Annotated in this window: 20 protein-coding genes; 15 read left to right on the top strand and 5 right to left on the bottom strand. The window is 51.5% G+C overall.

The window, feature by feature from the left end:
- Positions 1-16: 16 nt before the first annotated feature.
- From ACP7IZ_RS10500 to ACP7IZ_RS10490, 3 genes are read right to left on the bottom strand one after another with little or no spacing between them, the layout of a single operon-like run.
- Entirely contained in the window at positions 17-1153 is a 1137-nt protein-coding gene (locus tag ACP7IZ_RS10500) for a restriction endonuclease subunit S (protein ID WP_426849079.1), read from the bottom strand.
- On the bottom strand, positions 1143-2669 hold the full coding sequence (locus tag ACP7IZ_RS10495) for a type I restriction-modification system subunit M (protein ID WP_426849077.1): 1527 nt from the start codon (positions 2667-2669) through the stop codon (positions 1143-1145). Before ACP7IZ_RS10495 ends, ACP7IZ_RS10500 begins: the two co-directional genes overlap by 11 nt.
- A 35-nt stretch (positions 2670-2704) precedes the next feature.
- The gene (locus ACP7IZ_RS10490) at positions 2705-3301 is read right to left on the bottom strand and encodes a restriction endonuclease subunit S (RefSeq protein ID WP_426849075.1); all 597 of its coding nucleotides are present in this window, start codon (positions 3299-3301) and stop codon (positions 2705-2707) included.
- Positions 3302-3963: 662 nt separating this feature from the next.
- Between ACP7IZ_RS10490 and ACP7IZ_RS10485 the strand changes: the two genes are divergently transcribed.
- From ACP7IZ_RS10485 to ACP7IZ_RS10425, 13 genes are all read left to right on the top strand, one after another.
- On the top strand, positions 3964-4203 hold the full coding sequence (locus ACP7IZ_RS10485; protein WP_426849074.1) for a hypothetical protein: 240 nt from the start codon (positions 3964-3966) through the stop codon (positions 4201-4203).
- Positions 4204-4308: 105 nt separating this feature from the next.
- On the top strand, positions 4309-4947 hold the full coding sequence (locus ACP7IZ_RS10480) for a hypothetical protein (RefSeq protein WP_426849073.1): 639 nt from the start codon (positions 4309-4311) through the stop codon (positions 4945-4947).
- A 326-nt stretch (positions 4948-5273) separates the two neighbouring features.
- The gene (locus tag ACP7IZ_RS10475; RefSeq protein ID WP_426849071.1) at positions 5274-5501 is read left to right on the top strand and encodes a hypothetical protein; all 228 of its coding nucleotides are present in this window, start codon (positions 5274-5276) and stop codon (positions 5499-5501) included.
- A 1-nt stretch (position 5502) separates the two neighbouring features.
- Complete coding sequence (locus ACP7IZ_RS10470; protein ID WP_426849070.1) at positions 5503-7152, top strand: recombinase family protein; 1650 nt, start codon at positions 5503-5505, stop codon at positions 7150-7152.
- Positions 7153-7607: 455 nt separating this feature from the next.
- Entirely contained in the window at positions 7608-10322 is a 2715-nt protein-coding gene (gene cas3 / locus ACP7IZ_RS10465; RefSeq protein ID WP_426849069.1) for a CRISPR-associated helicase Cas3', read from the top strand.
- Positions 10323-10389: 67 nt separating this feature from the next.
- Entirely contained in the window at positions 10390-12042 is a 1653-nt protein-coding gene (gene casA, locus ACP7IZ_RS10460) for a type I-E CRISPR-associated protein Cse1/CasA (protein WP_426849067.1), read from the top strand.
- Complete coding sequence (gene casB, locus ACP7IZ_RS10455) at positions 12042-12602, top strand: type I-E CRISPR-associated protein Cse2/CasB (protein ID WP_426849066.1); 561 nt, start codon at positions 12042-12044, stop codon at positions 12600-12602. The genes casA and casB overlap by 1 nt, the downstream gene beginning before the upstream one ends.
- Before the next feature lie 19 nt (positions 12603-12621).
- Positions 12622-13677 (top strand): type I-E CRISPR-associated protein Cas7/Cse4/CasC, encoded by a 1056-nt coding sequence (gene cas7e, locus ACP7IZ_RS10450; RefSeq protein WP_426849065.1) that lies wholly within the window; start codon positions 12622-12624, stop codon positions 13675-13677.
- 5 nt (positions 13678-13682) lie between these two features.
- Positions 13683-14465 carry a type I-E CRISPR-associated protein Cas5/CasD gene (gene cas5e / locus ACP7IZ_RS10445; protein WP_426849064.1) on the top strand — a complete coding sequence of 261 codons (783 nt, stop codon included), beginning with the start codon at positions 13683-13685 and terminating at the stop codon, positions 14463-14465.
- On the top strand, positions 14462-15151 hold the full coding sequence (cas6e, locus tag ACP7IZ_RS10440; protein WP_426849063.1) for a type I-E CRISPR-associated protein Cas6/Cse3/CasE: 690 nt from the start codon (positions 14462-14464) through the stop codon (positions 15149-15151). Before cas5e ends, cas6e begins: the two co-directional genes overlap by 4 nt.
- Positions 15152-15167: 16 nt before the next feature.
- Entirely contained in the window at positions 15168-16127 is a 960-nt protein-coding gene (cas1e, locus tag ACP7IZ_RS10435; protein WP_426849062.1) for a type I-E CRISPR-associated endonuclease Cas1e, read from the top strand.
- Positions 16108-16449, top strand: coding sequence for a type I-E CRISPR-associated endoribonuclease Cas2e (cas2e, locus tag ACP7IZ_RS10430; protein ID WP_426849061.1), 342 nt, complete (start codon positions 16108-16110; stop codon positions 16447-16449). Before cas1e ends, cas2e begins: the two co-directional genes overlap by 20 nt.
- A 1339-nt stretch (positions 16450-17788) precedes the next feature.
- Positions 17789-20047, top strand: coding sequence for a Hint domain-containing protein (locus ACP7IZ_RS10425; RefSeq protein WP_426849060.1), 2259 nt, complete (start codon positions 17789-17791; stop codon positions 20045-20047).
- A gap of 225 nt (positions 20048-20272) precedes the next feature.
- Here the strand turns inward: ACP7IZ_RS10425 and ACP7IZ_RS10420 are convergent, their stop codons facing one another.
- The gene (locus ACP7IZ_RS10420; RefSeq protein WP_426849059.1) at positions 20273-21346 is read right to left on the bottom strand and encodes an alkene reductase; all 1074 of its coding nucleotides are present in this window, start codon (positions 21344-21346) and stop codon (positions 20273-20275) included.
- A 352-nt stretch (positions 21347-21698) separates the two neighbouring features.
- On the opposite strand from ACP7IZ_RS10420, the gene ACP7IZ_RS10415 reads away from it, so the two are divergent.
- Both ACP7IZ_RS10415 and ACP7IZ_RS10410 read left to right on the top strand, forming a co-directional pair.
- On the top strand, positions 21699-22841 hold the full coding sequence (locus tag ACP7IZ_RS10415) for an SMP-30/gluconolactonase/LRE family protein (protein ID WP_426849058.1): 1143 nt from the start codon (positions 21699-21701) through the stop codon (positions 22839-22841).
- 185 nt (positions 22842-23026) lie between these two features.
- Positions 23027-23866 (top strand): alpha/beta fold hydrolase, encoded by an 840-nt coding sequence (locus tag ACP7IZ_RS10410; protein WP_426849057.1) that lies wholly within the window; start codon positions 23027-23029, stop codon positions 23864-23866.
- A 29-nt stretch (positions 23867-23895) separates the two neighbouring features.
- Here the strand turns inward: ACP7IZ_RS10410 and ACP7IZ_RS10405 are convergent, their stop codons facing one another.
- Positions 23896-25251 (bottom strand): MFS transporter, encoded by a 1356-nt coding sequence (locus ACP7IZ_RS10405; protein WP_426849056.1) that lies wholly within the window; start codon positions 25249-25251, stop codon positions 23896-23898.
- Positions 25252-25314 lie beyond the last annotated feature (63 nt).

Here is a 25314-nt window from a genome sequence, read left to right as displayed (position 1 = left end):
TGCGAATTGAAATGACTTAATCGACCGTCACGCGGCGCTTGCCGGTGAGAAGTTGCTGCATCAGGGCTTTCTTTTCCTGACGCAGGCGGGTGAGGTCGGATTCAATGGTGGTGATTTCTTCGTCCGCTGTGGTGAGGACAGCTGCGATGGCTTTTTGTTCGGAGAGAGAAGGAGGAAGCATTAACGGAATTGAATATATTGTATCGCGAGACAGGCTCGGCACTCCCGATGCTTCTACATACCTTCTCAGTTTCACAAAACATGTAGAGTAATATAGAAATTTCACATCATTATCGTGTATTGATTTGCAGTAAAAAGTTGTATCTATACACCAGAATGGAGTGTTTACGTAGCGCGGCGTATCAATGGTTCCCTTTCGACCTATGATAATAGATGGCCCTTCGAAAAGATATTCATCACTGTAAGAAATAATTCCGCCAGTTCCATATACAGGATAGACCGTAGTGTGTGCCGATGATTTTTCAGGAAGTGCTTTGCCGTAAATAAGTTCGGCCACTTTTTTAAATGGTAAATGAAACCACTCCCCCGTGAACCCCGGCAGGCGTTTTTTGCCTGTGAGGAGTTGCTGCATGAGGGCTTTTTTCTGCTGCTGGCTGTTAGCCAGAAGCTTCTCAGTCCCCTCAATCGCACGATCCCACGTCGAGAGGATCGCCGCGATCTTCTTCTGTTCGGGAAGAGGGGGGAGAGGGACCGGAATGGCGAGTAATTTTTCACGTGTTAAATGCGCTATACTTGTTTTGGTAGTATAGTCATCCAGTAATTTCGTTCCAGAAATAGATTGCATGAAATTCTGGAAAAAAGTGGGGCAGACGCTTCCTTTGGAACGTAGCCGGTGAATAGCTTTTTGAAAGAAAATTTCAGAATGTTCCATTGTCCAAATAGCGCAACGACCGACCTCTCCTCCTTCGCACATTAAAATATCACCATGTTTCAAATGAAATTTAATTTTCTCTTTTTCTGAAAAATACATTTCGTTTAATTTATTCATGGAGAAACTTCCCCATAAAACATTAGAATTTCCTAGGTAATTGTATTGAGGGTGCTTCTCTTTAGCTTCTTTATTGAGCATTTTTCCAAGCTGAACATCAAAAATATCGTCAACTGTTTTACGTTCCCAGCCCTCAGGAAGCATAACCCAGCTCCTTCAGATAACCGTCCATCCGGGCTTCCAGCGTGGCCAGTTCCGCCTTGATCTCCGCCCGTTCAGCTCGCACGGCGTTCAGGTCGATTTCCTCTTCTTCGTCAAATGTATCGACATAACGCGGAATGTTCAGGTTGTAGTCGTTCTCCCTGATCTCGTCCGGCGTGGCGAGGTGGGCGTATTTGTCCACTTCCTTGCGGGCACGGTAGGTGTCCACGATCTTCGTGATGTTCTCTTCAGTCAGCACGTTCTGGTTCTTGCCTGCTTTGAACTCGCGGCTGGCGTCAATGAACAGCACATCCTTTGTCTTGCGGTCCTTGCGGAAGATCAGGATGGCGGCTGGAATTCCTGTGCCGAAGAACAGCTTTTCCGGCAGGCCGATCACGGCATCCAGCAGGTTTTCCTCAATCAGCTTCTGGCGGATCTTGCCTTCCGAACTCCCCCGGAACAGCACGCCATGCGGCACCACCACACCCATGCGGCCCGTGCGGTCTTTCAGGGTGGCAAGCATGTGCAGGATAAAGGCGTAATCGCCTTTGGTCTTGGGCGGCACGCCACGGGCAAAGCGATGGTGCACGTCTTCCGCTGCGTCTTCATGCCCCCATTTGTCGAGACTGAAGGGCGGGTTGGCCGTCACCACGTCAAATCGCATCAGGTGGTTCTTGTCATCCAGCAGCTTGGGGTTGCGGATGGTGTCGCCCCATTCAATGCGATGATTGTCCTCGCCATGCAGGAACATGTTCATCTTGGCGAAGGACCATGTGGAGCCGATGGCTTCCTGCCCATACAGGGCGTAATCCCTGCTGCCCTTGTGGTTCTGCGTCACCTGCCGACCGCACTTCATGAGCAGGGAGGCCGAGCCGCAGGCCGGGTCACAGATACTCTCACCCGGTTGCGGGTTCAGAATGCGGGCCAGCAGTTCACTGACTTCCGGCGGGGTGTAGAACTCCCCAGCTTTCTGCCCACCACTGGCGGCGAAGTTCTTGATCAGGAACTCATAGCCATTGCCGATCACGTCCAGATTGCCTACGCGGGAAGGGCGCAGGTTCAGGTCCGGCTTGTGGAAGTCTTCCAGCAGATGCCGCAGGATGGTGTTCTTCTGCTTTTCATCGCCCAGTTTGTCAGAATTGAAGCTAATGTCCTGGAAGACGCTCTTGCCCGCGTCCTTTAGTTTGGTGCCGTTGGCTTCTTCAATGGCGTGCAGGGCTTTATCAATCCGCTCGCCGTTTCCGGGGGCGTTGCGCTCTTTATAGAGCGTATAGAAATCCGAGCCCTTGGGCAGAACAAAGCGTTCCTGCGCCATCATGGCTTCGATCAGGGCGGGGTTGTCGCCGTATTCTTTTTTGTAGCTGTCATAATGGTCCTGCCACACATCGGAGATGTATTTCAGGAACAGCATGGTCAGCACGTAGTCACGGTAGGTGTCAGGGCTGACGGTGCCGCGAAAGGTATCGCAGGCGCTCCACAGCGCCTTGTTGATGGTGTCCTGTGAAATCTGCTCGGTCACGAACTCAAATCCTGTTTCAAAACGTAAGAGGAGTGTCAGCCCGCCAGAAGGTCTCTGGCAAGGCCGGTCATGATCTGCTGGTTTGTCTGGCGCAGGCGGCGAAGAAGGTCTTCCTCGCGCTGCATGGCGTTGGACAGACCGACAATCTGTTCCTGTCGAGGCAAAGGAGGCAGCAGAACGGGCGTGGCCTCCAGCACCGGCCGGGCGATGTTGCGCACAAGGGTGGAGCTCTGGGCGTTCTGTTCCAGATGCCGCTGCGCCGGTTCCTGATTGAGCCACCACGCCAGATAGGCTGGCAGCACATCCGAGCGCGACACACGCAGCAAAAAGAAGTGCGGAGCGGCGACAGCCTGAAGGCTGCCGATGCTTTCATCGATCAGAACCGCCAGTGACACATTGCCACGGGCAGGGAAGAGAATATCTCCCGGACGCAGCCAGTCTGGCTCACGCCGTCCGGCCACTTCGGTGCGCACGCAGGACGTCCAGTCCACGCCAGAAGGTGAGGTGTCCCGCATCTGCACGACAGCTGTTTCAGCCCCATCGGTCGGGTCAATCCGTCCTCTGAACGGGTGCCCCGCCGTGATGCTGGCGACTGCCAACAGATCCATTTTCTGTGCGCCATTTGGTTTCATGTTATTGTGGTAGGCGATCGGGATGGCATCGTCAACAGGATTCTACCATTGGCTTTCGTGCAGAAAAACGCTCCAGTAAATTTTGTCTTTATGGGGTGATCTTGCTGTCATGACGGTGTCACACGGGTGTCATTTCTATCGCACCTTTGGTGCTCCCTGAGCTGCCGGGATGACGGCGTCATGACGCCACCTCAAATGGTGTCATGCGTTCGGTGACACTGTCAGGAGCTGTCATTGCAGCCGTCATGACGGGGCCATGACAGCTGTCACGCAAGGCGTCATTGATGTCATGAGGCCTGGAAAACGGCAGAAAACAGCTATTTTTCCTTTTTCCGGTGTGTCCCGGCTTTTTGGTGTGTGAGGGCACGCTACCTCAATTTCATATGCACACTCCGTATGCATATGAAATCGCTGCGTTTTTTTCTTCTCTATCGCGGTATTTTTGCGAAGCAAAAACCAGAGCCGCTCTTTTTCTCTGCTTTCAGGTCTCTTGCACCTGCGGTGCGCCCTGATGACGGGGTGTGACGGTGTCATTTTTTCGAGCTGGGCGTTGTGAGGCGCATGACCCTAAATTCCCCAGAGGATTTTGTTCCCTGTATCGTAGGGGAGTGAGGATTGGGGTGGGGCGTCTCGTTCCTTCACAACTTAAACGAGAGAAAACAATGTCTGATCGCACTACGATTTCGTCCGCCACCGAGGTGGACCTCATGCAAATTGTCGCCCTGCACAGGCTGCTTGATTTTGCTGTCAGTGAGGCGCTTGCGGGCAACGTGGATGACAGTGTCCTGGAGGGCGTCGTCATTCTGACGCGTATGGTTGGCCGGAAGGTCAGTCTGGTTGCCAACAGGGTGCTGGGTGGGGATGCCTTTTCCCGCGATGACTGCAACTCATGCTGCGAATGAGCAGTAAGCCGCTACAGCTTAACTTTCCCTTTCCATAATACACGCATGTTCTCAGAATGCTCAATGAACAAAGGGGAACGTGCGTCCACCTTACGGATACTTCAAATGACACCCTCTTTACCGAACAATGATCGTTTCAATAATGCTCTTCCAGCCTGGATGTTCACTGGTTTTTTCCGCCCGAACGACATTGAGCGTTACGCGCAACTTTCTCATGATCTGCTGGTGACGCCGACGCCGCAGATGCTGGAATTCTGTGATGGAGGCCACGAACTGGTTGCCCGATATAACCGCGACAAGGCCTTATGGCGCGCCTTTCGCCAGCGTGTGGCAGTGTATCACCGGGATATCCCTGCCTGGCAGGAGCAGGTTCGCGTCAATAACTACCGGATCGGCTCCATTGTGGAACTGGCTGTTTATCGGCGCCTGCTGCAAGCACAGGAGAGCGGCCTCAATATTATGGTTCAGCCACCCATTCGAGAATTGGGAAACAGAGGATTTGCGGATTTCGGTCTGTATTTCAAAGGACACCCCACAGTCTACATTGAGGTTGCCGGGACCGTTACGAGTGCCGGGCAGTCGGTCTCTGAAAATGCTGAGAAATTCCGGGTAGGCATTGAGGAACGTCTGATGCGCTACATGGGTGTTGCACCTGTAGAGGTGATCCATATCGACGAGGTCTGCGACGTGTCCGCACAGACAGAGCGGGTTCGTCGGACTATTGAGCGGGCAAAAAATGCATAATTCATTCCTGTTTAAGAATGAATTGCCGAAAGAAATTAAAGAGACATTAGCGACTAGCGCTTATCCAGTGACACGGGGCAGCCCATGACGGCTGGTCCGTTTCTTTGGAGGTTCGGAGTTTGTCCTAAATTTCGATTTTTCTATGAGGTGTTTCATAACGCCTGATAGTCGCGGAAAACGTGCAATATGCTGAAAAGAAAGACAAAAAATATTAAGAATTTTCGGTCACTTTTTCGTGGCATATGAAATTGAGGTAGCGTGCCCTTTTGAGGCTGCCACAGGCTGGTGTGCAATAGTGATGTCACGCTTTTCGCAGGGGAAAAACAGTGACGCAGACTCATGAAAATCCCACACCGGATCTGATATCCGCAAATGACAATCTGACACCAGAAGGTGTCGAAAAAGCCGCTCAAGCAGCGGTCTATGCAGTTGCCAGTCTTATCGGTCGGAGAATGGCACGGGAGTATTTCGCCTCTTATCAGGCGGCTAACGACAACTGCGCTTCGTCTGACGACCCAAAGAAAATGAAGGAAACGCAGGAAGGAGACTACTAAAATGACACGCGTAGTTCATTACGCTCGATACTCTACCGACAAACAGAGTGCGAGTTCAATCGAAGATCAGTTCCGGCTATGCGAGGAACACGCGATGCGTGAGAAGTGGACGGTGGTCGGTAGTTATCATGATGCTGCTATTTCTGGTTCGGGAATGGCCTTACGGCCTGGCATTCAGGCTCTCCTGCGCGATGCCCAGGCAGGAGTGTTCGATGTTGTAATGGCTGAGGCGCTGGATCGTATTTCGCGTGATCAGGCGGACGTTGCGACGCTATTTAAGCGTCTTTCCTTCGCAGGCATCGCCATCATCACTTTGGCCGAAGGCGAGATCAACGAACTCCATGTTGGTCTCAAGGGCACGATGAACGCTATGTACATCAAAACTATTGCCAGGAACACGCACCGTGGACTTTTGGGCCGGGTGATTAAGGGCAAGTCTGGAGGAGGTCTGTGTTACGGCTATCGGGCAGTAAAAAAGCTCGATGCTAACTGCGAGCCAGTCCGGGGTGAACGGGAAATTATAACTGAGGAATCTGAAGTCGTTTGTCGTATTTTTCGAGCTTTCGCCGCCGGGCAAAGCCCCAGATCTATTGCCGTGGGATTAAATGGGGAGGGGGTTCCGGGTCCGATGGGCCGTGCCTGGAGTGACACGACCATCCGGGGTCATGTGTCGCGTGGAACCGGGATCCTGAATAACGAATTATATGCCGGAATACTGGTATGGAATCGGCAACGTTTCATCAAGGATCCGATTACCGAAAAACGCGTTTCCAGGCCCAATCCAGAACATCTGTGGATCAGGACCGAAGTGCCGGAACTCAGGATAGTCCCTGACGATCTGTGGCAATCCGTGCGGGCGCGCCAGAAGGAGATTGCTGCCAAAGTCGGTCCATGCCCTGCGAATACGCGGGAAGGTCGAGCACGGCGGTTGCACCTGGCAAATAGGCCTATGTCGCTCCTGTCAGGGCTGCTCTCATGCGGGTGTTGCGGTGGAAAGATTGGGATCATCGTAAATGGACGGTTTGGATGTTTGAACCACTCTCGCCGTGGCACCTGCGCTAATAACCGGACGCTCATGCGTGAGAAAGCCGAGGCTCGGGTTCTCGTTGGGCTAAGAGAGAGATTGGTGTCTTCCGAGGTGGTTGCCGAGGCCGTTCAGGCTTTTGCAAAGGAAGTGAAGCGTCTTAACCAGACATGGCATGTGCAGAGTGCTGCTGATCGTAAGGCGCTCGGGAAGGTCGAGCGAGGCATTGCCGGAATTATGGCGGCAATTGAGGACGGGATGTATCAGTCTTCGATGAAGGCACGACTGGTCAGCCTCGAGGTGCAGAAGGCGGACATAGTGGCTCGCCTGAGTGAAGCCCCGCCTGATGTTCCCGTTGTACATCCGGATATCGCCGGTCACTATCGGCGGAACGTGGAGCGGTTTACCGAGGCGCTGGACGACCCGGATGGCGGCAAGGAAGCAACCGAAGCTTTACGCTCCCTTATCGGAGGGATTATTTTTACCCCAGGCGAGAAGCGGGGAGAAGTTCATATTACATTACGCGGCGAACTGATGGGTATTCTCGACGTTGCAAATGACGTCAGCGGCAAAAAGGAAAGTCGGCTTATGACAGCAGGGGAAGCAGGCCCCCGCAACCAAATATAAGTCCTCGATCGGACACGATAAACCCGCCCTCATCAGGCGGGTTTTTTTGTCTCACAACTTATCTCAAATGCTAAAAAACCCGCAATGGTGTCCGCGGCGGGATTCGAACCCACGGCCCCAGGATTCATACCACTTCAGTTTTCACTGCCGTCGCATCTATACCATGCAACGTTCGTGGTCTGGACTGTCCCTTTGCCATAAACCTAAAATATCAGGTTCTTAGGCACTGCCCGTCCAGTCTCTACACCTTCCTTGTCCTGTATTAAAGTACAAGGCTTGGCTCGGGATTGGCACAATCTGTTTTCCAGATTAAGCGTTCCCCGACTTTGAGCAGATTCACCGAGCGTCAGTATTCCTTGAGTTTGTAAGGGTTTTGTGCTGGTCCGTGGTAAATTCCGCTATGTTTTTAGCAAGAAATAGCTGCATCGCTGATCGTCAGAAAAAAGGAATGAAACATGCCGGACACACAAGAGGGGAAAGGGCTAAAATTTTTCTGGGGTAAGGCTCGCCCGGCATCAGTCGGCTTGGTGGAAGACTCTTCAATACATCCGCTTATCGCGCATATGCTGGATGTGGCGGCAGTAGCAATTCTTTTGCCCGGTAGTCAGCGGTTAGGGTTGGACAATCGCCAACTGGGGATGCTGGTTGCTTTGCATGATATTGGCAAGCTAACGCCAGGTTTTCAGGCAAAAGTTCCAGAGTGTTGGCCGGAGCAGGCATTGGGAGAGTGTCCTGATGAAGTCGTGGCATCACGTCATGACGTGGATGGCGTATTATTTCTTGATCGCGTTTGCCGAGAGGAACTGGCTCCGCTATTTGGCACTGATTCCGAAGGAGGGGATTGGCTGCTTTCGGATAAAAGGCGGTTGTGGCGTGCTGTGGCAGGGCATCATGGACAGCCAGTCTCAGTAAACGATTATCAAACTCAAGATTCTGATATTAAGCTATCGGCACCATATGCTCACAAACTTGTCAGTTTGTTATTTGATGTTTTTCGTCCTCCTCCTATCAAGCCCTATCATTCATTAGATCATCTACTCCAGTTGGAATGGCAGTTAGCCGGGTTGACAGTTCAGGCGGATTGGATTGGCTCACGGCGGGAATGGTTTCCATATGTCAGGCCGGATGATGTTGATGATCTTTCAGGCTATTTCTGGAACAAAGCCCTTCCTCGTGCTCAAAGTGCGATTGTGCATGCGGGTCTCGCTCCCATAAGCATTTCACCATTCCAAGGCATTACACATTTGTTTCCGCATATCAGGACGTCTTCGCCGGTTCAGGCGCTGCTGGACGTTACGTCTCTTCCTGCCGGACCAGCTCTGGTGGTGATTGAGGATATGACGGGTTCCGGCAAAACTGAAGCGGCGTTAGCAGCGGCGCATCGGCTGATGGCATCCGGGCGTGCATCTGGACTATTTGTTGCGCTGCCGACAATGGCCACCGCCAATGCCATGTTTGATCGGCTTGCCACGGCATATCGGAACTTATTTCAGCCGTCCTCTCATCCTTCTCTAGCATTGGCGCATGGTCGTGCTTTACTTGATGAGCGATTTGTCTCGGTTTTGGCACCTGATGATGTGTTGGATGGTGCAGCATTGAAGAAAGATCGTGATCAAGCCGCAGAAATTTGCTGTTCAGCGTGGTTGGGTCGTGAAGCGCGACGGGCACTCTTGGCGCAGGTCGGAGTGGGAACGATCGATCAGGCCTTGATGGCAGTTTTACCCGTTCGGTTTGCCACGGTGCGACAGGCAGGTCTTGCGGGGAAGGTGCTGCTGGTTGATGAGTGCCATGCTTATGATCCCTATATGCAGGAGGAGATGGTGGCATTGCTCCGTTTCCACGCTGCCATGGGAGGCTCTGCCATTCTTCTTTCCGCGACATTGACCAAAGCTGTACGCCAGAAACTGACAGATGCATTCCGAGAAGGGTTGCGGCAGGAAGAGTCCGTTAGTTTATCCTGCATGGCTTATCCACTTGTCACAGTTGTCGGGAAGGCGGGGGTGGAAGAATCACCCTGTGCGCCGCGGCCTGGTCTGGAACGCAGCATCACCGTTCGGCAAGTGCGGGAAGAAGCCGCTGTTATGGCTGAAGTTTCTTTGGCAGCCGCCAAAGGAGCTGCGGTTGCATGGGTGCGCAATACGGTAGATGATGTGATTGCTTCGGCAAAAGCACTGAAGGAACAAGGCATTGAGACCATGGTGTTTCATGCTCGCTTTGCCATTGTGGATCGTTTGGCGATTGAGCGCGAGGTACTGGCGCGATTTGGGAAAAACGGAACAGCAACTGAGCGCGCGGCTGTTCTAATAGCAAGTCAGGTTATTGAACAGTCTCTGGATCTGGACTTTGATGTACTTTGCACAGATCTGGCGCCTATGGATCTGATTATCCAACGAGCGGGCCGGTTGCGTCGTCACACACGCAAGCAGCGTCCCGTTGATTGCGACGAAATATGCATTTTTTCACCTGATCCCGTGGCGGACCCAGACCCGCAGTGGATCAGTCGGCTTCTGCCAGGCACAGCTGCGGTGTATCGTGATCCCGCATTGTTATGGCGCACAGCAAAAGTGCTGCAACGCAAAGGAAAGATCCAAAGCCCTGATGCAATACGGGAGTTGATTGAGGAGGCCGGTAACGTTTCTGATGTGCCAGATGGGTTGATGGCAGCAAGTGATGAAGCGGAAGGGAAAGGCCGGGCGGCACGTGGCGAAGCCATGCGAAATGTTTTGGATTACGCAGCAGGATATGCACCGGATAGCGCTTTGTGGGAACGGGAAGTTCGCACATCAACACGGTTGGAAGAGCGCCCTTATGTAACAGTGCGTCTGGGCATCATGAAAGATGGGCAGGTGTGCCCTTGGGCTGCATTGCAAGAAGTTGCTCTGGCAGTGTCTCATGAGCGGAAGCGTGCCTGGGCGCTTTCAGAAGTTTCCGTAGCGCGGCATGTTCTTGCAACTTGTCCTGTTGCGGGCACTCAGCAGGAGGCTGTATCGGCAGCCCGTGCAGAGTGGCCACGTTGGGAGCGTGATGCAGAGGATCAGTTTTTATTGTTGCTTCTTGAGGAAACAGAAGAAGGCTGGAGAGGCGTTGGGCGCAATGAAGCTGAGCAAGATGTTGTGGTCTGTTATGACAAGGAATATGGGTTTCAGGTATTAAAAGGAACGCTAACATAAATATTAGTCATGTTTGTATTTTTTATTTGGGTGTTTAATTTTTAGGTTAATTGATTGGAAAGAAGAGATGGCATCAGAGCCTTTAAACCTCATCTCAGAAGCATGGCTACCTGTGAGCCATAAGTCCGGGGCGTGTAGTATTATTCGGCCAGCCCAGATAGTAGAAGGGCTTGAGGATGATCCGATTGTTGGATTTGCTTGGCCAAGGGCTGATTTTCGCATTGCATCCTTTGAGTTTTTGATCGGGCTTGTGGCCACGGCGTGTCCACCTGCTGATTACAGAGTGTGGCCGAAAGGCTGGCGCGTTCCTCCATCCGTAGAAAAGCTAGATGAAGCATTTGCGCGTGTTGCAGATGCATTCTGGCTTGATGGCCCGGGGCCGCGCTTTCTTCAGGATTACGAAGATATCCAGAGCGGGCAGGAACCCGTCGAAAGGTTGTTAATTGATGCGCCGGGGGAAAGCACCGTAAAGCGGAATGCAGATCTCTTTGTCCATCGAGGGCAGATTGAATATTTGGCCCGTGCAGCAGCAGCTATGGCATTATTCACCTTGCAGTCATGGGCGCCAAGCGGTGGAGCAGGCAATATGACAGGTCTGCGCGGTGGTGGGCCGTTAACAACTTTGGTTTTGCCATCAGAAGATGCAAGCTTGTGGGAAATTATATGGGCAAATGTTCCTGCCGGAAAACCTGTAACAGTTGAGGATATGGAAAAGGTTTTTCCATGGATGGCACCAACGGTGATTTCAGGAAAAGCCGGTACGGATGTGCGCGCGAAAGAAAACGCACATCCGCTCCAATGCTGGTGGGGAATGCCAAGACGGATACGGCTTGATTTTGAAAAAAGTGATGGCAGGGTCTGTAATCTTACAGGACAGTCTGATGATATTCTGGTGTCAGGCTGGCGGCAAAGGCCATATGGCCCAAAATATGCTGGCTGGATCGGCATGCCATATGGCGCGGGGTGCGCAATTCATCCTCTAACGCCGCGGTATCGCCAAAAAAAGGAAACTGAATGGCTGGCCGTACATCCACAGCCGGGAGGTATTGGTTATCGGCATTGGGCCGGGGTTGTGGCTGAAAGTGCTGATCAAAACAGACTTCCTGCGAGTTGCGTGGCAAACTGGCGGAATGAGCGTGCAGATGAGGTAGGGCTTTTGCCAAATGCACGTTTGCTGGCTACCGGATTTGATATGGATAATATGAAGGCACGTAGCTTTGTAGAAAGTGAGATGCCACTACCTGGTTCACAGGATCCAGATCAGCAGAAGAACATTGATAGTCTGGCTCTTCAGTGTGTGGGCGCTGCCACGCAGATCGCTGATATTTTACGCGGAAGTGTGCGGGAGGCCCTCTTTGGGAAAGGCACGGTTTCTGTTGATGTCACGCTCCTTTCCAATGTGCGGGAGCGGTTTTGGGCAGAAACAGAGGCCTCTTTCTTTGCTCTTTTACGGGATGCTGCGGGTGCAGATAGTGAAAACATAGCTCTGAGGAAATCCTGGCTTCAGACGCTTGCCCGTGTGGCTCTCCAGGAATTTGATGCCACGGTTATCCTTGAGCCTGACATGGGCATCACTGAGGCTCAGCGTTCTGCACTGGCACGCAGGCGTCTGGGAGCAGCAGTATCGGGACGGGGGAAGGAGGGAGAAAAGATCCGAGATAATCTGGGTATTCCTGCTCCTGTCAAAAAGAAACAAAAGGCAACAGAGAAGGTGTCCTGATGTTCGTCGGTGATAAGGAAACCGTTCAGCAGGTTGTAAACTGGTGGTACGGACTGCAACCCAACCCGGAGAAAAAACAGCAGGGTGATCGTGCAGCGCTGGCGCGTTTGCGACGATGTGCAAGTGTTACGGAAGCCTTGTTCGAGCCAGAAACTCAGGCGCTTGTACGTAAATGCGGCGCCAAGCGGGGTTCTGAGCTGTCTCGATTGGCATTGGCAGCATCTGTTCTAGCGCATGTGCGGTCAAACAAGGCTGATGTCAGCATAGCCCGGCAGATTGGTCCTGTTGATCCAAACGATGATGCAACAGCGCTGTGTAAACCAGTTCGGTTTCGAAAAGTGCTGGACGCAGAAACTTATGATGACTGTCTGCGGGTTTTTCGTCGGCTTGTTGTTTTGGCAGGCGGCGCGTTGGATGTCGCCGATCTGGCTCGTTCTGTCATGATGTGGCCGCGTGAAGATATGCCGGATGATTTCGTAGGGGATCAGGTGCGGCGGCAGTGGGTCTATGATTACTGGAGCGCAGGTCATCCAGATTCTGCGTTCGATAAAAAAAATTGATTTGAAAAGGAATATTGAAATGCATCGTTTCCTTCAGCTTCATCTCCTAACATTTTACCCTCCTTCTAATGTCAACCGTGATGATACAGGTAATCCCAAAACCGCTACAGTGGGTGGTGTGACACGCCTGCGTATTTCCTCACAGGCGCTCAAGCGTGCATGGCGTACATCAGGCGTTTTTGAATCCGCGCTAACGGGGCACATGGGCCAGCGAACCCAGCGTTTGGGGGAAGAAGTTCTGGCGCATTTGCGTGAAAGTGGTGTGGAAGAGAAAAAAGCTGTTGCCATTGCACGCGAGATTGCTGGCGTCTACGGCAAGGTGAAGGGGGAAAAGGACGCTAATCCTACGCGCACCGAGCAGCTTGTGTTCATTTCTCCTTCCGAGCGTGAGGCTGCGTTTGCGGTGGCGGATCGTCTGGCATCTGGGGAAAAAGTTGATCTAAAAAAAGAGCAGGATACGCTCCTGCATAGAACGGATTCAGCGGCGGATATTGCTCTGTTTGGTCGGATGTTGGCGAGCGCTCCTGCCTTTAACCGTGAAGCTGCCGTACAGGTAGCTCATGCTATCACGACGCATCGTGTCACGGTTGAGGATGATTATTATACGGCTGTTGACGATCTTAAGGATGAAGAGGACGCAGGCGCAGGATTTCTGGGGGAGGCTGGTTTTGGGTCAGGGGTATTTTATCTATATCTTTGCATAAACCGTGACCTGCTAAAGAAAAATCTTGGTGACGAGAGTGAAACAGGCGTAGCGGAAGCTGCTCTCGGCTCATTGGTAGAGGCGGCTATGACGGTCTCACCATCTGGGAAGCAGAACAGCTTCGCTGCTCTTGCCCGTGCAGGTTATGTGCTGGCTGAAAAAGGAAATGCTCAACCCCGCACACTGGCTGGGGCTTTTGCTCGGCCTGTTGGCGGTGCAGATTTGATGGAACAGTCCATCAAAGCGCTGAAAGAGTTCCGGGCAGAACTGGTCCGGGTTTATGGCGCCAGTGCGGATGAAACATGTGAACTGGCTTTAGGAGATAAGAAAAGCGCGACGCTGGCTGACATTGTCGCGTTTTGCCGGACCTGAGCGATATGGGGCACTTTCTGACATTTGCCATGGTGGCCCCCATGGCATCGTTCGGCACGCTTGCTGTGGGTGAGAGGCGGGACGGAGGGGATCGGCCAGCTCGGTCTGCCGTGCTGGGATTGTTGGGAGCCTGTCTAGGACTCACGCGTGAGGATGAGGCCGGACAAAATGCTCTGGCTCAAGGGTATGGCCTTGCAGTGCTTTGCCATGCTTCAGGTCGGCTTCTGACGGATTACCATACAGCCCAGACCGCACCGTCTCGGCGGAACTGGCGTCCTGCAACGCGTGCGCAGGAATTAGCCGAGGCACCGGGGGAAGTGGCGACTATCCTTTCACGCCGAGATTACCGGATGGGAAGTTGGCATCTGGGGGCTCTCTGGGTGCGGGGGGATAACCCCCGCTGGTCACTGGCAGAGATACGGGATGCCTTGCAGGAGCCGGTATTTACCCCTTCATTGGGTCGTAAATCCTGCCCTCCAGGCTTGCCTCTTGCACCAGAACTTGTGGAGGGGGAGAGTGCCACAGCGGTTCTTCTGGAGCGCCAAGACAGTGGGCCAGAAAGTAGTATGCGTAACCGCTTTGGCTTATTCAAAGATCAGCTTGCAGGTCGCAATTCACGTACGGAGACGCTTGTTGTGCTGGATGCCGCAGATGTGGCTGAACACGGAGCGGGGCATACTATCCTTCGGCGAGAGATGCGCCGTGACCATCCTCTTTCACGCACACGCTGGCAATTTGGGCTGAGGGAAGAAGCGTTGATTTTGTGTGCAAAGGAGGCAGGCGTATGAGTGTAGGTTTTCTTTCCCGCGTTGCATTGCGGCGCGATGCCTCCGTTCAAGCTATTGCCCGGCTTTTGGTACCGCAGGGTGAAGGGCAGCAGCATGGTGCTGCACATCATTTACTGTGGACTTTGTTTGGGGATAGCGCTGACCGCACACGTGATTTTCTATGGCGGCAGACGGATCCTGGTCATTTTATGGTGCTGTCGATCAGGGAACCAGTAGATCAGCATGGACTATTTGATATTGAGAGCCGTGAATTTGCTCCTCGGTTGAAAAAGGAAAGTTCTTTACGTTTTCTTTTACGAGCTAATGCGACTGTTGATCGTAAGGTGCCGGGGCGCACGCGTAGTCAGCGCCATGATATTGTGATGGATGCGTTGTATAAACTTCCATCTGGAGAGCGTGCAGCGGCGCGTGAAAGTGTAGTGCCTGCGGTTATGGCAGCATGGCTGACACGACAAGGTGCACGGACTGGTTTTGATCTAGCGGCAGAAGCGCTGAGTATTGAGAGTTGCGACGTTTTGCGTATTCCGCGTGCGCAAGGGCAGGGGAAAGCAACGCTTGGTGTCGTTGATGTAACGGGTGTGCTGCGCGTTACAGATCCTGCGCTTTTTACATCTGCTCTTCTGCAAGGCTTTGGGCGGGCGCGGGCTTTTGGATGTGGGTTGATGCTTATTCGGCGTGCTTTTTAACAAGGAGGGCAAGCTTGTGTCTCGTCCCATGCCTGGGTTACCGCCGCCCCGGCCTATTCCTTTGAAAGAGCGCTCATCAATCCTGTTCGTTGCGATGGGGCAGCTTGATGTACTGGATGGTGCGTTTGTTCTTGTTGATCAGAACGGCATTCGCACTCACATTCCTATAGGCGGGCTGGTTTGTCTTATGCTGGAGCCCGGCACGCGGGTAAGCCATGCGGCGGCGGCATTGGCAGCGCGCGCAGGGACTTTGCTGATCTGGGTAGGGGACGCTGGAGTGCGGTTATATGCCTCTGGCCAACCCGGCGGGGCGCGGGCGGACAGGTTGTTGTTTCAGGCACGGCTGGCGCTTGATGATACGGCCCGCTTGAAAGTAGTGCGCAAGATGTATGCGCTCCGTTTTGGAGAAGATGCGCCAGAGAGGCGGTCTGTAGATCAGTTACGGGGCATTGAGGGAGCGCGGGTTCGGGAAACATATCGCTTGCTGGCCCGTTCACATGGAGCCGATTGGGATGGCCGTCGGTATGATCCTCATGAGTGGGATACGGCAAACGTGGTTAACCGATGCCTGTCTGCCGCGACAGCCGCATTATATGGGATTACGGAGGCCGCAATTCTGGCCGCGGGTTATGCGCCTGCAATAGGTTTTTTGCATACAGGAAAGCCACAGAGCTTTGTGTATGACATTGCAGATATTGTGAAGTTTGAAGTTGTGGTGCCAGAGGCATTTCGTGTGGCAGCCGCAGTGCAACGGGATCGGCCTCTTGATGGGCAGCGGGTTATAGATCCAGTGGCAAGCGTGCGGCATCGGTGCCGGGATCAGTTTCGTAAAACGAATATTTTAGGGCGTCTTATTCCCTTAATAGAAGATGTGCTGGCTGCCGGTGAAGCAGAGCCGCCACCTGTGCAGAAGGAAGCGATGCCCATTGCGTTTGCTGACCCGAAAGGGCTGGGTGATGCTGGTCATCGTGGTTGAAAATGCGCCCCCGCGTTTACGCGGGCGGCTGGCTGTATGGCTTCTGGAAGTGCGGGCCGGTGTTTATATTGGCAGCTACGGGCGGCGTGTGCGGGAAATGATATGGGGGCAGGTGTGCGCCTATATTGAAGATGGCAATGCTGTGATCGCCTGGGCGGCTCCAAATGACGCCGGTTTTGAATTTGATACGTGCGGGGAGAACCGTCGGGTGCCGGTAGATATGGATGGTCTGCGGTTGGTTGCCTTTGGTCGTGAAGCAGCTCTTCCGATGCAACCAGGCCCTGCTGTAATGACCCTTCCAAGGCGGCGTGGAAGAGGGTAAAAAACAGTCATTCATCTGGTAGCTTCTTTGATAGTAAAATAATGTTTTAAAATCAATCGGTTCCACAAAGAGTGTTCCCCGCACACGCGGGGATGAACCGAGGCGAGGCGGCTGAATTGATAGATAGCTGTAGTGTTCCCCGCACACGCGGGGATGAACCGTTCTGCATACCCGCTGGACGCGGATTGTCTGGGTGTTCCCCGCACACGCGGGGATGAACCGGCGTTCAAACGGGCTACAAAGGAGCTTCAAAAGTGTTCCCCGCACACGCGGGGATGAATTGAGCGCAGTTAAAGCTTCCTACTGTTATCCCGAAAGCGTTTTGTGGATGTTTAGCTTACAAGCACACAGCCTTTATGCTGATTGCGCATTGGCGCGGTGGGGATCGATTACCATGCTTTATGGTGTGGATATATTTTAGAACATTTACTTATATAATCATGTATTTTGAGATTTTAAAATAGTAAGATCTGGCTTTGTAATGGTGGTTGCAAACGAACAGAAATGAAAAAGACTGCCTCGTCCTTATAGCGTGAATTGGGTTGTGGCATAGTTTTTATATTACTGAAAAAATTATGTATCCTTTTGATTTTATATACAAATATACATCGGGCCGATGATTATAAAAATCTTCCTCTGACTTTTAGGTGAGGAGAGATCTCATTGCCATCCATAGCGGTGGGAAAGCCAGAATTAGATTTTCAGACTTCTAAATTAAGTTTTTACGATCGGGCATGTAACCAACTCAATAGAAGAATTTGAAAAAACCAAACGGTTTTGATTCATCAACTTTTTTTCGTTTTTTGTGTGTTAACTAATATGATACATTTCTAATCAAGTAATGAGGAGTATGCTTTATTCATTTGATTGTCAGGGAAAGATGAAAATCAAATGAATTTTTCGGTTAAAGCGAAAGAATAGGTAGTCCATATCTTACTTTGGAGAATCAATATGAATTCCATTGTATTTTTTATTCTGCGTTAATTGTCAAAGGCAATGGAATGCAGAGATATGGGTATCTGATTATTAAAGACGAGGCAGTAATGCTTTGCAGGGGGAGGCTTATCAATAGCTCGGCTGGTTTGGCTTTCGGACATGCCATGCCACGGTCTCTCGCCTTAACTCATCCGACAAAAGAATTCGAAACGCTCGACCGCGCCATCAAACTGGCATGCCGATAATTCATGCTGGAACGAACCCAAGGAACGTTTCGATCACCACGGTTTCTGTGGTGCCTAAAGCACAAAAATACCAACCGGGTAGTTTGAGTGCACCAGACTGATCACCTCAGAATTGGTGATTGAAAAATCAATTTTGTGATTCCGAAGGGGAAAAACAAATGGCTACTGATGTTATTTCGGGAACGGTTATTTCCAAAACGTATGCGGACAATACAGATATTACTGTGCTTTCAGGGGGTATTTTATCTGCCGCAGCATTGCCGGCAGGAGGAAGTATTCATGTTGCGGCAGGAGGGGTAGTTACAGATACGACAGTTGATACATATCAGGAGGTGCTGAGTTCAGGTGCTTCAGGATCATATCAAACTGTTACGGGCACTGGACAAATAGTTGTTGAAAACGGTGCGACCCTAACACAGCAAACTTCTGCAGGTGGAACTTATATTACTGAAAGCGGAGGGGAAATCTATCTGGCTGGTGGAGGAACTCTGGTAGGAGGTATTGTTCAATCAGGCGGAATTATAAGTGCTGTTGAGGGATCTATTGTCAATGGAAACGTTGATATAGAAAACGGCGGACTTCTTGCCGGCGGTGGACAAGTGGGACAGTATCTTTATGTCGGCAGTGGCGGCTTAGTTAACGGTACGGTGCTGGCAGCTAATGCTAGTGAAGATATTGCACCTGGCGGTAGCGTATCGGGGCAAGAGATTAGTGGCTTTGCGCATGTGTCTGGCACAATGTCTGCGGCAACCATTTCAGACGGGGGAACAGCATTTCTCGTAGTGGGTGGTCTTGCTAATGATACTGTTGTTTCAGAAAATGGTGGGTTTGCTGTATCCGGCATTGCATCTAACACTACAATAAACAATGCTGGTGTAGTCGATGTTACGTCTGGTGCCACTGCAACAGGAAATACCGTTAATAATGGTGGTTTACTGTTTGGAGAAGCAGGAAGTGTTATTGGTACCACAACCATATCGAGCGGTGGTTCATTAACGGCTTCCAGTGGTGCTACCCTTACGGGTGATATAACCCTTCAGGATGGCGGATCTGCAACGATCTGGAACAATGCAGGCGGAACAATCACTCTTTCTGGTGACAGCAATAGCGGCCTGACCATTTCTGGCTTGGAAAATGGTGGCACGGTCAGCACTGTTATTAGTGGCTGGAGCGGCAATGGGCCTGGTGATTCCGATAGCATTGATCTGGCCGGGGTTTCAGCGACAGGAGCATCTTACTCTTATCCATCAGCCAATCAGGTTGTTATTACGCTGGCCAATGGTAGCGCAATTACTCTCAATATTTCTGACGTCGCAAATAAAGGTTTTACCCTTGTTGACGATGGTCATGGTGGCGCATCCGCTGAAGTATGCTTTCTTGCAGGCAGCATGATCCAGACCCCAGAAGGAGATGTTCCGGTCGAAAATATCCGCATGGGGGATACGGTTATTGCCTATGTGCAGGGAATTTCTCAGGCTACGACTGTGACCTGGACAGGTAAAGCGCATGTTGTTGTGCGTCCACATTTGCAAGATGACGAAGCAGGTTACCCAGTACGTATTCTTAAAGATGCCATCTCAGAAGGTGTACCTTACAAGGATATGCTGATTACTTCTGAGCACTGCCTGTTTTTTGATGGCAAGTTTGTGCCTGTGCGCATGTTGGTGAATGGTGTTTCTATCTTCTACGACAAATCCATCACTTCTTACGATTACTACCACGTGGAAACAGAGCAGCATTTTGTTATTCGGGTAGATGGTATGCTGACTGAAAGCTATCTGGACACAGGTAATCGCCGTTCTTTCCGTCAGGAAGGTGCAGTGACCACACTGGTCAGCAAATTTCTTACTTGGGAACATGATGCAGGCGCACCACTTGTTGTAGACCGTTCTTTTGTAGAACCTCTTTTCCACAAGCTGAAATCCCGGGAAAGCATGGTTCTTGGCTATCAGGTTCCAACAGTGTCTGCAGAACAGACAAATGATCCGGACCTGCATCTGATCACACATACAGGCGCAGTTATTCGCCCAATGCGGAACAGCAATCAGCAATACAGCTTCATGCTGCCGCCCGGCACAAAATCTGTTCGCATCGTTTCACGTGCTAGCCGTCCGGCAGATGTGATCGGGCCTTTTGTAGATGATCGCCGTTACATGGGGGTTGCTGTTACAAATATACATCTGCTTTCTGCCAAAAATCACTATGATATCACGGCACATCTTCAGGCAGAGAAGCCCGAAGGCTGGCATGCTACCGATTGGACTGATTGTGCATGGACCAACGGTAATGCAGAGCTACCTCTTGGCGACGATCTGCTTGACGGCAAAATGGGCATTCTTTCCATAAGTGTTCGTGCAGCTGGTCCTTATTTGGTTCATGCTGAAAAAATGGCTAATCTAGAAAAATTCTCAGCTTGAGAAGCTAACACATAGTCATTTTTCAAAAGGCCCTACTTTGTTGAGTAGGGCCTACATTTTTCCAAAAAACTTAGTTATTTCTTGCGTGTTTCAGTCAAAATGCGTCTAGCACATGAACCGAAATGGACATGAGCTTGCAGTGTAAACTGTAACGACCTTGAATCTTGTCATGCTACTTGCGCCAGAACGGCGAGCTCCTTTCTCCAGTGGAAAAGGGCATGGGGCTTACTGAGCAAGTGGGTAATCGGTATAGCCTTCTGCACCCTGCGTGTACCAGGTTTGGATATCATCCTTATTCAGGGGAAGGTTATTTTCCAGACGGTGCACCAAATCCGGATTAGCTAAAAAAGGTCGGCCAAATGCAATGGCGTCGGCAACACCGGTTGCGACCGTTTCGATCGCTTCGTCCCGTGTGTAATCCTGATTCAGAACCAATGGTTTTGTAAAAACTTTGCGGATCGGACCATGAAGCTTCGGCTGATCGGTCTTGCCAAATGTGCCATTAGGGCCGGGCTCGCGCAGTTCGAGAAATGCAATATCGAGATCGTTCAGAAGCTTTGCGGCGGGCACGAAAACCTGTTCGGGATGGCTGTCGATGCAACCTTGTGTATTGCCATTGGGTGAAAGCCTGACTGATGTTTTGTCCGCGCCAATCGTGGCGATTATCCGTTCCGTGACTTCATGCAGGAAGCGGATGCGGTTTTCAGGAGAGCCACCATATTCGTCGGAACGATGGTTGGTGCCGTCTCGCAGGAATTCATCAATCAGATAACCGTTGGCTGCGTGAATTTGCACACCGTCAAAGCCAGCCTCCAATGCATTGCGGGCGGCTTTTTCGTAATCATTCAGAATACGGGCAATGTCATCCTTGGTAAGGGGGCGGGCAACTTCGGGAGGCTGCTTGCCCTCATATGTATGAAGTGGCTCAGGCGCCTTTGTTGCTGAGCAGGATACAGGTTGCTGGCCCGTTACACTGGAATGCACCATACGGCCCATGTGCCAGAGCTGGGCCACAATCTTTCCGCCCTTTGCATGCACTGCCGCAGTAACCGGCTTCCATGCTTCCACCTGCTCTTGTGACCACAGGCCCGGCGCATAGGGCCACCCAAGACCTTCCTGACTGATTCCGGTTGCTTCCGAGATGATCAGACCAGCGGTGGCACGCTGCGCATAATACTCGGCCATAATGGGGGTTGGAACATGCTGGCGGGTGCTTCTGCCGCGCGTGAGCGGTGCCATGAGAATTCTGTTTTTAGCGTAAATGCTTCCCAATTTAATCGGTTCAAACAGGCTGGGCATGACATTATCCTTCCTAAAAAACGCAGTTCTTATGAGTTGGGGAAATCTCTTGTTGATTACAACATGGCGCTAGTCTCAAAGCGATGCTGTCTGAACTTGTAGATGGATGCACGTTCCATTTTGATACAATCCTAAAGTATTAAATTTTTCCATATTTCCGAGGGTGGAGAGAAACGCTTGCTTCATAACAACGTTTTTACATGAAAAATAAATAATAAGAGTTTGTTATTGCTATCATTATCAACGTTACCTGCTGCCAGCAGGAAGTTCTGGAATTGGAGAGAGCAGGGTTATTTTTCTAATTTTTGCCCAACATGAAAAATGTGGGTCACTCTTTTCTAAGGAATATTCCATGTCATCAAGCTTTGTAACAAGAAGGCTGTTTTTGAGTGGCATAGCAGTTGGTGTGGCAGGTTCGCCTCTTGGAAAAGTCGAAGCAAAAGAGCGGATTTCCGTTGTTGCCCACTCTCCTTTTATTGCAAGTGGTGTTGCTGTCTCACACGAGGGAGTGGTTTTTCTGGGGCTGCCACGTTTCCCCGGAATGGAAAAAACGCCCTCAGTGGCACGGGTAAATAACAGGGGAGAGCCAGTACCTTTTCCCGGAGGGCGCTGGAACGCATGGCAAAAAGGGCAAAGTGGTTCTCAAGCCTTTGTTATGGTGAATGCTATTCACCTCTTTCGAGATAATACGCTCTGGGTTGTGGATCAGGGAGCGCCCGTAGGCAGTCAGCCGGAACCGGGAGCGCAGAAGCTGGTACAACTTGATGTAAAAACTGGCGACATCATGCAGGTGCTAAGCTTTCCTGCGGCCATTATGCCACCCGGTGCGCGGTTTAATGACCTGAGAATACACGGTGATCTGATATTTGTAACGGATAGTGGCCTTGGCGGCGTTATTGTCCATAATCTTTCTACTGGAAAGACGCTTCGGCGGCTGTCTGGCCAAAAGGTCATGCGGAATGATGGTGTGCATCTGCATAGGGGAATTGGTGGGCGTATTCTGGCAGATGGAAAAGGGAAGCGCCCCGATACTGCCAGTGATGATATTGAAGTCGATGCCAGTGGAACGTGGCTTTATTTTGCGGTCCCGGCTGGCCCTTTGAAGCGTATTGGCGTTGCTGATCTTCTGGACATGACCCTGACGGATGATCAGCTTGCGCAAAAGGTCGAGATTGTTGCGGAAATTCCAAGCATTGGGGGAACCTGCATGGATACGCGTGGGAATATCTATCTTGCAGATGCGGAAAACAGCCAGATTACCGTGCTTTCGCCATCAGGAAAGCGGGCAACGCTGGTGCAGGATCACCGCATGATTTCTCCCGATGCGCTTTTCATAGACCGTAATCGCCGGCTGTATATCCCATGCCCCCAGTTACAGAAACTGGCTTTTTTGAATGATGGGCGGAATGAAGTGCAGGCCCCATTTCTGGTTCTTTCCATGCCTTTACCAGATAGTCTGGACGGAATTCCTTTAGGGGCGGGTGTGGAAGGATGAAAAACATTCCATCAGGTTGGTGCTCAGCACTCTGTCTGTTGCTGGCCGCCACGATCCTATTCTTTAGCTCACATGCTAAGGCGGCCCCACAGGATGCTTCTGTTTATGGCGCTGAATTACAGGGGTTTTCATACCCCTGGCCTGTTTTGGAGTTTTCGTTTCAGTCCCAGCAACAGACATTACACATGGCTTACATGGATATCCGACCGGAGCATCCCAACGGACAGGTGGTTGTGCTTCTGCATGGTAAAAACTTCTGTGCAGCAACATGGGAAAACACAATTCATGTCCTTGCCAATCGGGGATATCGGGTTATTGCCCCAGACCAGATTGGGTTTTGCAAGTCCAGCAAGCCACGCGCCTATCAGTTCAGTTTTGGGCAGCTTGCCAGTAATACCCATGCTTTGTTGAAACACCTTCATATCTTACAGGTTTCTATGGTTGGGCATTCTACAGGAGGCATGCTGGCTATTCGTTATGCCCTTATGTTTCCGCAGGATATTTCCCGGCTGGTGCTGGTTGACCCGGTGGGTTTGGAGGATTGGCAGGCCAAGGGCGTGCCGTATCGAACGGTTGACGCATGGTATGCTCGTGAGCGGGGCAAGACGGCTGCGCAGATCCGGGCTTACGAACAAAAAGTCTATTATGCAGATGAGTGGCGACCGGAGTATGAACCGTGGGTCCAGATGCTTGCGGGCATGTACCGGGGGCCTGATGCAGATATTGTCGCGTGGAATTCTGCCTTGCTATACGACATGATCGCAACACAGCCGGTTATCTATGAGTTGCCACGCCTCAAATCTCCGACAACCTTGATGATAGGGGACAAGGATGTGACCGCAATAGGGAGTGATGGCGCGCCTTCTGACGTACGCGCAAAGTTGGGGCATTACCCTGAACTTGGCAGAGCAGCGGCAGCCGCCATTCCTAATGCAAAACTGGTTGAATTTCCCAATGTAGGGCATACACCCCAACTACAGGACCCGGAGGCCTTTCATAAAGCGTTGCTTCAGGCACTTATCTAAATGCTCACAACCTCTCATGTTTTTTGGTGCTATTGCTCATCTCGAATAACACGGCGAGAAACGCTGAGAAGAGCACCGGTAAGGGCAAATCCTGTTGCCAGTTCTAGGCAATGAACAGCTCCAGAACTTCCTTCTGACAAACCAAAAACCAGTGCTACCAAAGCTGAGCCCAGCGCCCAGCCCATCGTACGCGCGACAGCTAACATACCACTGGCAGCGCCACTGCGCGTTGTTGGGCCAGAAGTCATGACTGTAAGGTTATTGGGCGTTTGATAGAAACCAAACCCAATGCCGCACAACCCCATACGCCAAGCGACATCCCAAAATGGTGGGTGCGCAGGCATAATACTCAACATGGTTAATCCAGCCGCCAGAATAGTCAGCCCAATACTGCTTAAAACAGATGCGGGGTGGCGGGCTGCCAACCGCCCAGCAAAAGGTGCGGCCACGGCAACAAGCAACGGCCAAGGCGTAACAAGCAAGCCAGTCGTAACCGCAGATTGATGCATAACTGTTTGAAACAGAAATGGCAGAGCAACATAGGCTAGAATTTGTGCTGCATAGGCACAAACAGATGTAAGGATTGAAAGCGAAAACAGTGGGATGGCTAGAAGATCAAGGGGGAGCATAGGGGCCTTCTGGCGTCGCTGCTGCATATACAGCATAACGGCGCACAAAAAGCCTGCTCCAATCTCAATACCCGCCCATCTGGGCTCTTTCTGCCCCAGAGCATCAACACCAAGAACACCTAGACCCAGAGCACCAATATTTAGTAAAGCGCCCAGCCAATCAAATGCAAATGAACGGCGCGGGCTATGTGGTGCTACCCGGAGGAAAAGTGGAACCGCTATAAGGCCGATTGGTAGATTGATCAGGAATAACCAAGGCCAGGTGGCAACAGATAAAACCGCAGCAGCCAATGTGGGGCCCGTAGCAGCTGAAATAGCAACCGCAAGTGCAATTGTTGCGAAGGCTTTATGCAAAAGTTCTCGCGGGTAAACGCTTCTTACGAGTGCGCCGCTTAACGCTGCCATACAGGCGCCACCCACGCCTTGTAAAACGCGTGAACCAACAAGAAGACCAATGGACCCGGAAAGCGCACAAGCCAGAGAAGCCGCAGTAAACAGCGCGAGCCCAAAAGCGTATACTCTTTTAAGGCCAAGAGATTCAGCCAATGCCGCAGCAGGTAGTAAACTGACCGCAACAGCAAGTTGATATCCGTTAACAATCCAGACAGTCAGCGTTTCGCTGCATGAAAGATCTCGTGCAATGGTAGGAAGAGCAATATTGGCAATGGCGCCATCCAGTCCTCCCAATACAATTCCGAGCACAGCGCAAAGCATGACCAAGCGGCGTTGAGTATCGGAAACCGGTTGGTTATTCATGGGATAAAATTACTATGTTTATAGGTGTTTGCACGTGATGTGGCTTCAATATTGAAGGGGCCA

The organism is Acetobacter sp. AAB5 (assembly GCF_050106715.1).
GTDB lineage: Bacteria > Pseudomonadota > Alphaproteobacteria > Acetobacterales > Acetobacteraceae > Acetobacter > Acetobacter oryzifermentans.
Note: the sequence above shows the minus strand (reverse complement) of the source record. Positions and strands in the feature narration are given on the sequence as shown.